Genomic DNA, 14,035 nt, shown 5'->3' with positions numbered 1-14,035 from the left:
AAACAATCTCAAAATTGCATTGCTTGGAAAAGTTATAGTGTAGTCTTTAGCACATTTCAATTCTTTCTGTACTTATTTGACACTTTAATTGTTTACTACTTTAGGAAGATGAAAAAATTTTGACAAAAACTTTATAAAAAATTCATTGTGACTTTATCTCTGCTTTATATAATTTTTTCTTATAGAGGTTTAGGTCCGTAAACCCTAACCAGAACGATGTCCGATTACGGTCAACAGACGATTACCAATTGATTTTCACTTAACTAGATCGTGGTGAAATCATCGCTGGTCAGGGTGTTTGCTTGCACTCCAGTAAGTGTTGCTAATAGTTCCCCTGTGTTCGCAAGACCGATTAAAGTATCGTTTGCATTCGCACCTGTACCTTGGGTAATCGTTAGATACTCCAACTTCAAACCATCGGAGAATACGATGAGGTCTTGAGTATCCGTGAAGTCAAGAATCGTGTTTGTGCCGCTGTTATTCGATACAACAAAGCGATCGCTACCATTACCGCCGAAGAGTGTATTTTGACCAATCCCACCATTAAGCCAGTCATCACCGTCGCCACCGGCGAGGTAATCGTTTCCTTCTCCACCTAATAGAGTGTCCTTGCCAATCCCGCCACGCAGCAAGTCATCGCCACCCAATCCTTCTAACGTATCATTGCCACCTTGACCGTTAATAACATCGTTAGAAGCATCAAAACCTTGGGTGTTGTTATCCAAATCGTTAAGGAAAGCGACGGTATTTTTGTTGAAAATCTGTTTGAGCTCCTCGTTAGCGTTAGCAATTTCAAAGCTTTTCTGAATCTGCGTTTGTCCGTTAAAGAGAATATTGCCGATGTCTACCGACGCACCTGTAGATTGTTGGAGGTTATTGAAATCTTGGAGGGTAAAATTTTTCAAGATAACCTTCGTGTTATCAACGCCATCGAATGCGATCGCTAGATCGTTACCCGTTTGAGTTAAAAGTAGATTGCTGGCAATTAAACCAGTACCTTCAAATTTGAGGGTATCGACTTTGGAAATCATTTCTGCGGATGGATGATTTCCCGTTCCTACGCTACCAAAATCTGTAATCGTGTCGGTGCCATCGCCACTGCGAATCACAAAAATATCTTGGTCACCACCGCCGGTGAGGATATCATCTCCTTGCAGTCCGATCAGGGTATCGTTCCCCGCTTTCCCATCAATGCGATTATTACTATTATTGCCAACCAAGGTATTAGAACTTGCGCTGCCATTGATTGGTAAGGTAAAACGGGCGACTAGCGGATCGTGGTCGCTATCTTGAGTTGCAAACTCGGCATTGAGATGTACTACATCGATTTCTGCCGTTGTGTTGAGATTTTTACTGACCAAGATGTGGTCAAGTGCTTGAGAATTCCCTTCAAAAATGTAAGAATATTGTTCGTTTTTCGGCAAAGTATCAATCAGGTTCGTGAGGTCGTTTCCTTTCAATACTTCTAACGGCTTCGAGAACTGAAAATCATTAAAATCCCCCAGTACTATGACATTGGCATTGGGGTCAATTGCCAGTAGGCTATCGACAAAGTTATTAACGGTAGCGGCCTGCTGTAGACGTTGCGCTTCTGAAGTGAGTATTGGCGGTTGAGAACTTCCGAAAAGAGGTTGATCGCCACCTTTGGAGTTGAAGTGGTTGCCGATAACAAATACTTGGTTGCCCTTGAAGAGAAACTCCCCAACCAAAGGCTTGCGACTGTTGGCAAAGGCGTCACCATTAGAAAGGTTAGTGTCAATAATGCGACCCGGACTAGCGGAAAGTTCTGGGCCATCTGTTCCGCTATTTACGGTGGTGTTAGTCGTGGAGGTGCCGCCAGGACGGTCTACAAACTCAACGCGATTCGGGTTGAAGAGGAAGCCGACGCGGATATTCCCCCCCGGTTGACCGCCATCTTGGTCGTCTACCGGGTTAATTTGACGGTACTGGTAAGTTGCACCACCCAAAGATGCGATCGCATCTATTAGGGTTTGGTAAGTTTGGTTAGCATCAACGACACTATCATTTGTGGCACCATTGTTGTCTTGGATTTCCTCCAAGCTAATAATGTCTGGTAATTTGAGGTTATTGATAACAATATTCGCAAGGCTGCTAAATTTAGCGTTATCATCAGCAGGATTGAGATTCTCGACGTTAAAACTAGCAACCGTCAACTGGTCAGCACTTCCTGTTAATGCAGTTGTTTCCCGTGCTAAATTTCCAGAAATGACGTTAGGTAAAGGTGCAGTATTGAGAAGCTTATAATTGCCAAAGCTGTAGTCGATGACGCCAGTGATGGAACCAGTGAAGGTGTTGCCCACATTTACTTGAGGTTCACCGTTAATAATGGCATCGTCGATAATAATCCGTTCTGGGTTAAAATCCCCCGGCTGAACTACAATACCGCCCCTGTCCGTTCGGGTGCTAGCATTCACACCATTGTCAGCCAGGACGGGAATTTCACCAAAATCATTGGTAGGCCCTACCGCTACCGCATTATTCACCTGCACCCGCATTCCTTCTAGGCTTTCGTAGAAGTCAATGCCGTCTTGCGTCGGGTTGAATATACCTAATCCATCATCATCAATCACTTGAGTCGGAATCGTGCGTCCGCCCTCACCCAAAATAGTGCTATTAGGTAAAGGATTGCCCTTGGAAATTGTTGCAATCCCTGCATTCCCCACAATAATTTGAGTTGTAGAGAGACTGCTGCTATCAGAACCGCTAGGAATGAATTCATCAACAATCCCGCTAACCAGAATGGAGTCCCCAACACTGACTTTGGGGGTTATCCAAGTGAGGACGAAAATCCCCTCGGAGGTAGCATCATTCGTGTCCGGATTGGGATCTTGCAGATAAAATCCATTTGACTTTACTGCGGTGACGATACCAGGGACTTTGGAAACCAACTGACCCACCAACGGCGATGTATGGCTAGCACCTTGAATATCGTGGATGCGAAGATTACCAGCTTCTAGTTCGTCGTCAGTTACGGTTACGGTAATTGTGCCGCTAATATATTGGGTTGCAGAAGCTGTTAATGTCACTGTCTGAGAACCCTCTACAAACGGATCGTTCACCGCATCAATTGCGAAGGTTGCTGATGCCTGATTTGCTGGAATGGTTACAGTTGTCGCAACGGTAGCTTCGCTGGTGTCGCTGCTGAGTAAGTTAATCGTGAGTGACTTTGATAAGTCTCCGGTTCGGGTAACAGTTCCAGTGGCAGCACCTGCACCCGCAGCTTCTGAGAAGGTAGCGGAGTCAACCGTCAAACTAAGGGATTCTGTTATTTCGCTGCCAGTATTTGTCACTGTAAATGCACTACTGGGCATCGTCAACCGTTGGGTATTATTGCCCATCCAATTCGCTGGGTTGCTGATTTTTGCAAGTAACTCTGCTCTAGTTCCGAAAGTGCCGTTAGTAATGTTATAAGTTGCGTTATCAATTTCTGGGATAGATACCGCCGTTAACCCGTTTGTTAATCCTGGCGGTAATGCAGAGTTATTGTTACTGGTCGCATTCTCTGCCCATGCCGAATCGTTACTATTAAATGCATAAATAAAAGTGGGAGCTGTTGCCAAACCCTGGTAGGCAAGGATTTGATCTCCATCACTTGAAAGTTTCATTGAACCAACACCCGGATTGACAATTTCGCCAACCGAGTAGTTTCTATTTGCTGTCCAAGTCAGGGTTCCTTCACCCTTTCTAAATTCGTTGCTGCTTTGCCAACCTTTATTTGTAAAGTGAATTGCAGTTCCAGAAGCAATATCTTTTAGCAAAACAAAGGCAAATTGATCGGGATCGTCAAAATTGAAACCGATAATGGCGATGTCACCAGCAGCAAGCGTTGTCGGAGCCATATAAGTCTCTTTTCATTTTCAATGGTTGTCTAGAACTGTGAAGTCAAGTGGGAGTAGTATGGCGATCGCTAAATTCCAATTTTCAGGAGCGATCGCCATACTACTGTTTCTTCACAGAGATTACTCTTTCCCTCGGCAGGTCAAATTGAGCTAACCTACTTGTAGTAAAACAGATACTTTGGCAAAATCTATCTCTCCAGAAAATTGGTTGTTTGTAGCCAACATCATCAGCACTTATCTCAGTGCCAAGGGCAGGATTTCAAACTTTCCTTAGCCTAAATAGCACCACCCTAAAGATATTCAGTTGATGTTAACAAACCCTGATAATTAATTCTAAGTATAAATTAAGCTGGGATGAAGTTGCCGTAAATTCACGCAATCTTCATAAACCATCCTGGTACTAAGAAATCGCTATCTCTGTAGATATACTGAGAGCGGCAAAATGTGGGCTAATACTTGTCGGCAACCACCCTCTATCTTGGGAGGGCGAACCCTGCTGCGGGGCTACCTTAAAGTCGGGCAGGGAGACCCCGCCCCGTCTACTGCACGGTGGTTTCATACAATCCTTAGAAAATTTCGAGGCATTGCGACATTTTGTAGGGATATGGCAATCAAAAAGCCCCTACCGCCAACCAAAATCAACGTTACAGAATTTTCTTTTAATAAATGAAACCACCCTGCTACCGCTCCCCGTCCACAGCTACCGTGTATATACAAGTCTTCTTGAACTTGCAAGTCCCGTTTTGATCCCCCAACCCCCGCTAAATTGGGGGGCAATCAATTTACATCAACTTTGCCTTTAAAGTCATGCTGAATCCGAGACTGAAGACTCGATAAACTGTAATAAACCGACTTGTTGCATCCGCTCTTTGAGCCAGTTATTAAACATTTCGTCAATCAATCGACGGCGCATTTGTTCATCTAGCTGTGCTGGCAAGAACTTTTCAAGTCGAACGATTGCATACCACTCTTCCAGACGAGTAGGAGGCCATAACTGTCCCGGCTGACTAATGGATAGCATTTTTGCGATCGCTGGATGCAAAGCACTCAAACTTACCGGGCCAATGACTCCCCCAGTGTGAGCTTCTGTTCCTTGGGAATATTCTCTAGCTAACTCTGCGAAAGATTGCTCTCCTTCCTGAATTCTAAAGTAGACTTCCTGGGCAATTCCCATATCTTTGGTACGAATTAAGGAACACACTACCTGGTCGAGACTCGCTTTGCGAGCGATAAAATAAGACTCGACCTTTGAACTCCAAGTAGCCATCTTAAACTTCTCTAGCAGCAAGGGTCGTACAGCTAAGTCTTCCAGTTGTTCTAAGGTTATGCCTTGGGATACCGCCCAAGCTTTTCGCGTTTCTGGGGAGGTGAGTTGGTGTTGCGCGGCAAACTGCTCTACAGCCAATTGACGCTCTATATCTGTGCAAGAATAGAGCGCGATCGCTTCGTCAATAATAATCCCTTGCAAAAACTGGGGCAGCAACTGATAACGGCTCAACAAAGACGGAATCTCATGTGCCTGAATTACCTGGCTGCCAACTTGAAAAATTTCCGCCATCTCAAACGCAGCTACCCGCCTAGGTTTTCCCCGATTGCATGAGTCACTCGGATTGGTTCTCAACTCTTTGCTACTGACCAAATCTTATAGCAGATTCGGTCGTTATCTTTACAGAAGTGTGGATTGAACTAGAGAATTGCCAGATGACGCAACTATTGTTTTGGCTGAAATCAACAGAGCAATTGGGATGATTTAACAGCGGGTAAAGATGAAATAATTTCCTAAGTTAAGCGATCGCGCAACGCCATCCTCCGCAACTTGCACTTCAATTAGACCGAATTTGCAAGCAAAGTGGGTGTTATCTATCAGGATGCAGGGCACATCTTGGTTGAACATTTTGGTGTGGAGGAACACGCGATCTGCCTCAACATGGATAGTCAGCGTATCTAGATATGACGTGTAGCTGCCCGCATAAGATGCCCAAGCCGAGAAATCCGGCACAAACGAAGCATCGAGTTCGATGCGTTCGCAGGGTGAAGAGTTGACCATAATATACCGTGTCGGTTCTGTTGCTTCGAGGATAAAACCGACAGGAATTTTATCTTGGCTATCTGGCTTTTGTGCAAAATAAAGGTCTTTTTTGAGCGCCTGTAAAGGCATTACCTGCTCGTTTAATTCAAGCATCAGCTGACCATCCACCACCTGAATCTTGAGCAAACCCGTCTGAGGTCCCAAATATAATCCTGTATACTGCGACCATAACGCGGTATCGGGCGCGATCGCTTGCGGCTTCGGTGCCTGCTTTGGCAGATTCAGGAGTTCGTCAAAGATTCGGTTGACGATTTTGTAAGCAGCGAAGTCAGGGGCGCGACGGTTGAACACCAGCGAAACTGCAACATCAGCCTCCGGAACCATGAGGAACCAGCTACCAAAGCTGCTAATTGCACCATTGTGTCCGATTCGACGTATCCCCTTGTAGGGATCAACCATGAAAGTCAGTCCATATCCCGCCCCTTCCGCCGTATACCAGTCTGCATGAAGTGTTTGCATTTGGGCAACCGACTGGGGTGAGAGGATCTGGCGATCGCGAAAACAACCCTCGTTCATGTGCATCATCGCAAAGTTTGCCAAATCCAGCACCGTGGAAATGATAAATCCCGCCGGATAGCCAGCTGTATTATCAGCAAAACGGCGATCCACCCTTAACGTCCCATCCTCATTTTGGTCGTGCGATTGAGCAATCGGATAAGTCATCGCCACCGTCGGATCGAATGTCGTGCGTTGCATCTCCAAAGGGTCGAAAACTAACTCTTGCATCAGTTGTGTAAAGGGCTTACCGCTGACAGCCTCAGCAATATAACCAACCACCATAATGCCGGGATTGCTATAGGAATACAGCTTGCCGGGAGGTGCAATAATCGGGTACTTCGGGATCTGGTCTCGGACGTAAGCCTCAAGTCCCTCTGGATCGCGCCGACCATAGTTTTGGGCATCCGTAGGGAGTCCAGATGTATGCGTCATCAGCATCCGTAGGGTGATGCGTTCAGCAGCTCCCTCCTCGCTGAAGGCGAACCAATCAATGTAATCTGTAATGGGTCGATCGAGGTCAAGCTTACCAGTCTCAACCAGCCGCATCACCGCAGTACCAGTGAGCGGCTTGGTGACAGAACCAATCCGAAACAGAGTTTGCGGAGTTACAGGGATTGAGCCATCTTCCACGCTAGTGACACCAAAACCCCTGGCATAGATGACTTCCTGATTTTGGACAACCGAAAGCGCCACACCTGGGATAGCGGAGGCTTTCATCTGTTCTTCGATTTGCTGTTCTAATTGATAAAAGTTAAGCATTGGTCTCTACATCCAGAATTTTTGTAATTTACGGATTTCATCGGATATTGTGCATCCCGCTAACAATCCGGGTAACAGCGAGGGGGCTTCCGTGTCTCTAACGGTTAGGCAGACTAAACCCGCCTTGTCTACCGTAATCATTCGGTTCGTTCCCCCAAATCCATTACAGTTTAAAGAGATAACTAAAATCCGATCCTTAAGCTTATAGGGAAATCTGGAATGCATTTGAGTGAAATTACTCATCCCAACCAGTTGCACGGTCTATCAATTCGTCAACTTCAGCAAATTGCCCGTCAAATTCGGGAAAAGCATCTCCAAACTGTAGCCACCAGCGGCGGTCATTTGGGACCGGGATTGGGGGTCGTAGAACTGACAATCGCTTTGTATCAAACGCTAGACTTAGACCGCGATAAAGTGACCTGGGATGTTGGGCACCAAGCCTATCCGCACAAGCTGCTCACCGGGCGGTATCACCGCTTCCACACACTGCGCCAAAAAGATGGCATCGCCGGTTATCTCAAGCGATGTGAAAGTAAATTCGATCACTTTGGTGCCGGTCATGCTTCCACCAGTATTTCATCGGCTTTGGGTATGGCGATGGCGCGAGACCTTAAAGGTGAGAACTTCAAAGTCGTGGCGGTAATTGGCGATGGGGCGCTCACAGGCGGTATGGCGTTGGAAGCGATTAACCATGCCGGACACTTGCCCAAAACTAACCTGCTGGTGGTGCTGAACGATAACGAAATGTCAATTTCGCCCAACGTCGGCGCGATTCCTCGCTATCTGAACAAAATGCGTCTCAGTCCGCCGATGCAGTTTATTACAGATAATCTTGAGGAGCAATTCAAGCATATTCCCTTTGTCGGTGAATCCCTGACCCCAGAACTGGAACGGGTGAAAGAAGGGATGAAGCGTTTGGCAGTTCCGAAGGTAGGGGCGGTATTTGAAGAACTCGGCTTTACTTATATGGGACCAGTGGATGGTCATAATTTAGAGGAACTGATTGCCACCTTCAAACAAGCCCACAAAATGCAGGGGCCAGTCCTGGTTCACGTAGCAACTGTGAAAGGGAAAGGCTACGAAATAGCGGAGAAAGACCAAGTCGGCTACCACGCACAATCCCCCTTTAACCTGGCTACTGGTAAAGCGGTTCCCTCCAGCAAACCCAAGCCTCCCTCTTACGCCAAAGTTTTTTCCCACACGCTGGTTAAACTCGCGGAGAATAATCCCAAAATTGTCGGCATCACAGCAGCAATGGCGACTGGCACGGGTTTAGACAAACTCGCCAGCAAACTGCCCAAGCAATACATTGATGTTGGCATTGCCGAACAACACGCTGTCACTTTAGCTGCCGGTTTGGCTTGTGAAGAGATGCGACCCGTTGTCGCGATTTACTCTACTTTTCTGCAACGTGGCTACGACCAAATCGTTCACGATGTCTGCATTCAAAAATTACCCGTATTCTTCTGTCTTGACCGCGCCGGAATTGTCGGTGCTGACGGCCCCACGCACCAAGGGATGTACGATATCGCCTATCTGCGCTGTCTCCCGAACATGGTGCTAATGGCACCCAAAGATGAAGCTGAATTGCAGCAGATGATCGTGACTGGTGTTAACTACACCGATGGTCCGATTGCCATGCGCTATCCTCGCGGCAATGGTTACGGGGTTCCCCTGATGGAAGAAGGCTGGGAAGAACTACCCATCGGCAAAGCAGAAATTTTGCGCCAAGGCGATGATGTTTTAATCCTGGGTTATGGCTCGATGGTCTATCCCGCCATGCAGGCAGCAGAAATTTTGAGCGAGCATGGGATTGAAGCGACTGTTGTTAATGCTCGTTTTGCTAAGCCGCTGGATACTGAGTTAATTTTGCCTCTGGCTCAGCAGATTGGTCGGGTGGTGACGCTGGAAGAAGGCTGCATCATTGGCGGCTTTGGTTCGGCTGTGGCGGAAAGCTTGCTGGATAATCATCTGATGGTGCCGATAACGCGACTTGGCGTGCCTGATGTATTAGTGGATCATGCTACGCCAGAACAGTCGATGGCGGAACTGGGTCTGACACCGTCTCAAATTGCCGAGCGAGTGAGGAAATCTTTTAGTCCTCAGCTGTCAGCAGTGATGAGTTAAAGGTAGGTTTTTTTAACGCAAAGGTACGCACAGGTAAGCGCTGTCGCGCCGCTTCGCTAACGCAGAGGTACGCAATGATATCGGTTGCGCTTTGGGTGTAGTCTGAGCTTTCCTTGGTGTTCTTTTGCGTTAAGGCAAAATCACCCTAAGTTTTCGGGAGAAAGCACGAGGTAAAAAAGCAGTTAGTCGGGTAAATATCGGCTAAGTTGTTAGAAACTATCATATTGATAACTAGCAACTCACCGCCAATATGTCTACCAAAACTCAAGTTTTTCCGGTTATTTGGAACGAAGACCGCGTTTTGCTCATCGACCAAAACCGCCTGCCTACCGAGTACACGTTTGTCGAAATCAGCTGTTGCGAAGATATGGCGCAGGCGATTAAAACGATGATTGTCCGGGGGGCACCGGCTATCGGTGTTGCGGCTGCCTATGGGATGTACCTGGGGGCAAGAGAGATTCAGACAGACAAGCGCGAGGAATTTTTGACCAAGTTGGAGCAAATTGCCGAGATGTTACGGCAAACTCGTCCAACTGCGGTTAATTTATTTTGGGCGATCGCGCGGATGTTGCGAACTGCCTATGAGTCTCTCGGAACGGTAGAAGAAATTAAATCCATTTTACTCACCACTGCTAAAACGATTAATGCAGAAGACTTGCAAACTTGTCAGGCAATCGGCGATCACGGTTTAAAAGCTTTACCCTCCAATCCTCATAAACTGGTTATTCTGACTCACTGCAACGCTGGAGCCTTGGCAACTGCTGGCTATGGAACTGCCTTGGGCGTTGTTCGTTCTGCGTGGCGAGATGGGCGTCTGGAGCGAGTCTATGCTGATGAAACTCGTCCCCGCTTGCAAGGTGCGAAGCTGACTTCTTGGGAATGCGTCCAAGAAGGCATTCCAGTTACGGTGATTACCGATAGTATGGCAGCTCACTGTATGAAACAGGGTTTAATTGATGCAGTCGTTGTCGGTGCTGACAGGATAGCCGCAAATGGTGACACTGCTAATAAAATTGGCACTTACAGTCTTGCACTGGTTGCCAAGGCTCACAATGTTCCTTTCTTTGTTGCCGCACCCCTCTCTACGATTGATTTTGAGTTGTCTTCTGGCAGCAAAATTCCGATTGAAGAGCGCCACGCTTCGGAAATCTACCAAGTTGGCGATACGCTTCTTACTCCTGCTGGCGTGGAGTTTTACAATCCAGCATTTGATGTCACTCCCGCTGAATTAATTTCAGCAGTGATTACCGAGTATGGCGCGATCGCACCCAGTGAGTTAAAACAGTTTCAGACCAAACAATTGGTTTAGAAGGGCGCAACAATACAACAGAAAAATTAAAAGGAACGAACCTTGGGAAAGACCACAGCCAAAACCAAACAACATCTTTTTAAAACCGAACCAATCCGTAAATTTGCGGCGTCTACACAAACAGATTCATCGTCTCTTTACAATTGGCAAGATTCCCTCAAACAGCGAAGAAACATACTCTTTTTCGCAACGGGTGTAATAACGATAGGGAGTTTGGTATTGGTAGGTAATCCCATTGCTTTCGCACTCGGGTTTCCCCCTATGTTGAAATGTGGCCCAGTTAAGCAATCAGCAGTGGAAGAAAATATTGAGTCAATTAACTTAGCTCAAGAAGCCCATTTTTCTGAAAAAAAGTCCTTTGCTAACGACTTTAATAAGTTAGGAATCCGCCTTCAAAAGCAGGGTGACGACTACGAATATTCAACCCGTGCCACTTCTTCGGCTGCCTTTAGTTACGGGATATCCCAAAGTAAAGGAAATAACAGTTACGTTGGGGCTGTGTTTGTAATACCAGCTACTGAGGTCAAATCTAAAGCTGCTAACCGTGAGACAACAGTAACAATTTTGTGCCAAGCGGATTCCCCTGGCGCAATCAAACCTGTAGAGCCAGCTTATCAAAATGGCGCAGTTGCTTGCGGCTCCAACACCACAGAAATCTACCGTTATTCGCCTTAAGGCTAACTCGGAAGAAAGGTTAGATTGGGAATTGACACTTAAGCAATCCCAAATCTAACCTTTTCAGGAACTTCTCATTCTACCAGTGAATACTTATTAAAGCTTTTTGTGCTTTGCGTGTATGCAAAACACAAAAAAGTATATTGGGTTTATTTACTTGACAAAAGTGAAGATGATGAGCATCTATTTCCGAGCTAAGTGGTTACACTTTTTATTTAAAAAACATAAAAATGAAGGTATAGCCTTCTACATTGGAATTCTGATTCTTATAATAATTTTTGGTGTTTTGGCAGTTATGGCTTTGCCTATTTTTTTGAATTGTGCCAACACAGCCAATAACAAGAGATCGCAAGGAGAAATCTATATCGTCTCTATAAACAGAGGACAAGAAGCTTACTATTTAGAAAATAATACTTTTGTTGCTTCTCTGCCGAAACTCGGTCTAAGTATTCCAAGTAAAACAAAAGATTATGAATATTCTATTCGTGCAACAAAAACAGCGGTATTTAACTACGCGATCGCTCAAGAAACTGCTTCAAAACCCCTGAAGAGCTATGTTGGGGCTGTATTCATCGTACCGGACAATCATTCCCGAGACTTAACTACAGTAAGGATTCTGTGTCAAGCGAATGCTCCCGGTGCAATCAAGCCTGTAGAACCAGCTTATCAAAATGGCGAAGTCGCTTGCGGTTCTAACACCACAAAAATCTCCCGTTATTAGTCTTAAGGCTAACTCGGAAGAAAGGTTAGATTATGGATTGGTATCTAAGCAGGCCAAAATCTAAACTTTTCAGGAATTTCTCATCTTGCTAGTGAATACTTATTCAAGCATTTTGGACTTTGCACCTACGCAAAACACAAAAAAATATCCGGGGTTTGTTTACTTGAAAAGATAGAATATGAATATCTATTTTAGAGCTAAGTGGTTACAATATTTGTCAAATAGAAATGACAACCAGGGTAATGTCTTGATTGCGCTTTTGGTTGTCGTTGTCATTAGCATTGTTGGTATTTTGGTAGCTATAGCACTTCCTAGCGCTGTGAGCTGTGGAGGCAAAGCTGGTCAATCAGAAGGGAAACAATATATCGGCTCAATGAATAGAGCACAGCAAGCCTACTATCTAGAAAATGGTGCTTTTGTGGCTTCAATTCCGAAACTAGGGTTAGGTGTTCAATCTAAAACAAAAAATTACGAATATTCCGTTCGAGCCACAAAAACGGCAGTCTTCAACTACGCGATCGCTCAGAAAACTGCCTCAAAACCGCTGAAGAGCTATGTTGGGGCTGTCTTCATAGTACCTGTATCTAAGGTAGGCAAAAAGGCGGCTAAAAATAATAAGGAATCGTTAACAATATTATGCGAGACAGATACTCCTACTAGCCAATTCCCTGCCGAGCCAACTTACCAAAAGGGTGTTGTCACTTGCGGTTCTAATACTCATCCGTTACGCTAGTAGCACATCTAAAAATTATAGCGATCGCCTGAAACGGCAATCTTCCAAATCAAGTGATTCACCGGAGGTAATCATGCAGCTTAAGGATAAAGAAGAACAAGAGTCAGCCAAGATATCTTCACAATTAAATCTACCCATTCAAGCTGAAGAAACAACTGAAGATACAGCAACGAATGCGGCTTCTAAAGAGCAGTTATCGCGAAATCATCTTAGTCACGACCTAAAGCCACTCTTCGTCTTAATGGGAATTCTCGGGGCGCTGGGTCTTGGAGCCTTGTTCACGCTCTGTATCTTCGCCATTTATGATATGTCTACTACTTCGTCGGATACTTGTATAGAGATACAATCAGAAGACACTATCCAGCCTCTCTAAATCCTAAAAAGGTGTCTAGTGGGCAATGCCCACCATAATTAATCAATAAATGTCTAAAAGTTATGCTTCCTGATGTTGTTAAAGGCTTTTTTTTGCTGCTGTTTATATTAGTCCCCATAGAAAAAATATTTTTTTTACACAAACAGAAGATATTTCGTAAAGGATGGGAAACAGATGCCATCCATTATTTTATTGGTTACTTTGTTGGCAGAACGGCAGTATTAGCCATTAGTGGAATATTAATTGGACAGTTTCTCAAAAGCTTAATCAATTCAGAAATACAGATGAACGTTGCTTCTCAACCTGTAGCGTTCCAGTTTGGGGAAGCAATTTTTATCGCTGATGTTGGATATTACATTGCTCATAAACTCACTCATAAGATTCCTTGGCTGTGGAAATTCCATGCGATTCACCATAGCGTAGAAGAAATGGACTGGTTGGCAACGGTGCGTCTGCATCCCATTGACCAAATATTTACGAAAACTTTTCAGATAGTCCCGCTATACATATTAGGCTTTACTAAAGAAACGTTCGCTATATTTTTTATTTTTGGTGCTTTTGAAGCTTTCTTTATTCATGCCAATATAAAAATTAGGTTTGGCTGGCTTCGGTGGATAATTGCCACCCCAGAATTTCATCACTGGCATCACACCTCCGAGCGAAAGTTCTATGACAAAAACTTTGCAGCTCAGCTTCCAATTTTAGATGTAATCTTCGGCACTCTCTATATGCCTGTGGGTAAAATGCCGAACAAGTATGGGATATCCGAACCTGTGCCTTCTGGGTATCTTGGACAAATACTCTACCCGTTTTCTAAACGAAAAAAGTTTATGAATCAAGTTAAAAGAATAGCGAATATATAAAAAAGTTTTTATGGTTCATAATTTTTAT

10 protein-coding genes are annotated in these 14,035 nt (G+C 45.0%); 7 read left to right on the top strand and 3 right to left on the bottom strand.

What is annotated here, in order from left to right; all coding sequences use genetic code 11:
* Nucleotides 1-263: 263 nt before the first annotated feature.
* The 3 genes from NDI44_RS16245 to NDI44_RS16235 all read right to left on the bottom strand — a co-directional run bounded on the left by NDI44_RS16245 (nucleotide 264) and on the right by NDI44_RS16235 (nucleotide 7,206).
* Nucleotides 264-3,860 (bottom strand): endonuclease/exonuclease/phosphatase family protein, encoded by a 3,597-nt coding sequence (locus NDI44_RS16245; RefSeq protein ID WP_199304753.1) that lies wholly within the window; start codon nucleotides 3,858-3,860, stop codon nucleotides 264-266.
* Nucleotides 3,861-4,665: 805 nt separating this feature from the next.
* Entirely contained in the window at nucleotides 4,666-5,418 is a 753-nt protein-coding gene (locus tag NDI44_RS16240) for a peptidylprolyl isomerase (RefSeq protein ID WP_190411130.1), read from the bottom strand.
* Between the two features lie 192 nt (nucleotides 5,419-5,610).
* Nucleotides 5,611-7,206 carry a serine hydrolase domain-containing protein gene (locus NDI44_RS16235; protein WP_190411129.1) on the bottom strand — a complete coding sequence of 532 codons (1,596 nt, stop codon included), beginning with the start codon at nucleotides 7,204-7,206 and terminating at the stop codon, nucleotides 5,611-5,613.
* Nucleotides 7,207-7,425: 219 nt separating this feature from the next.
* Here NDI44_RS16235 and dxs point away from each other — a divergent pair, with 219 nt between their 5' ends.
* From dxs to NDI44_RS16200, 7 genes are all read left to right on the top strand, one after another.
* Nucleotides 7,426-9,333 (top strand): 1-deoxy-D-xylulose-5-phosphate synthase, encoded by a 1,908-nt coding sequence (gene dxs / locus NDI44_RS16230; protein ID WP_190411128.1) that lies wholly within the window; start codon nucleotides 7,426-7,428, stop codon nucleotides 9,331-9,333.
* A 250-nt stretch (nucleotides 9,334-9,583) separates the two neighbouring features.
* Nucleotides 9,584-10,642, top strand: coding sequence for an S-methyl-5-thioribose-1-phosphate isomerase (gene mtnA, locus NDI44_RS16225; RefSeq protein ID WP_190411127.1), 1,059 nt, complete (start codon nucleotides 9,584-9,586; stop codon nucleotides 10,640-10,642).
* Nucleotides 10,643-10,936: 294 nt separating this feature from the next.
* Nucleotides 10,937-11,317 carry a type IV pilin-like G/H family protein gene (locus tag NDI44_RS16220; protein ID WP_190684665.1) on the top strand — a complete coding sequence of 127 codons (381 nt, stop codon included), beginning with the start codon at nucleotides 10,937-10,939 and terminating at the stop codon, nucleotides 11,315-11,317.
* Nucleotides 11,318-11,489: 172 nt separating this feature from the next.
* Complete coding sequence (locus NDI44_RS16215) at nucleotides 11,490-12,038, top strand: type IV pilin-like G/H family protein (protein WP_190411125.1); 549 nt, start codon at nucleotides 11,490-11,492, stop codon at nucleotides 12,036-12,038.
* 178 nt (nucleotides 12,039-12,216) lie between these two features.
* The gene (locus NDI44_RS16210; protein WP_190411124.1) at nucleotides 12,217-12,771 is read left to right on the top strand and encodes a type IV pilin-like G/H family protein; all 555 of its coding nucleotides are present in this window, start codon (nucleotides 12,217-12,219) and stop codon (nucleotides 12,769-12,771) included.
* A 73-nt stretch (nucleotides 12,772-12,844) separates the two neighbouring features.
* A complete protein-coding gene (locus NDI44_RS16205) occupies nucleotides 12,845-13,144 on the top strand; it encodes a hypothetical protein (RefSeq protein WP_190411123.1) in 300 nt (99 codons plus the stop codon).
* 62 nt (nucleotides 13,145-13,206) lie between these two features.
* Nucleotides 13,207-14,007, top strand: a complete 801-nt coding sequence (locus NDI44_RS16200) for a sterol desaturase family protein (protein ID WP_190411122.1) — start codon at nucleotides 13,207-13,209, stop codon at nucleotides 14,005-14,007.
* Nucleotides 14,008-14,035: the final 28 nt, after the last annotated feature.

It is taken from the genome of Trichocoleus sp. DQ-A3 (assembly GCF_039961975.1).
GTDB lineage: Bacteria > Cyanobacteriota > Cyanobacteriia > Cyanobacteriales > FACHB-T130 > FACHB-T130.
This window is presented reverse-complemented; position numbering and strand designations above follow the sequence as displayed.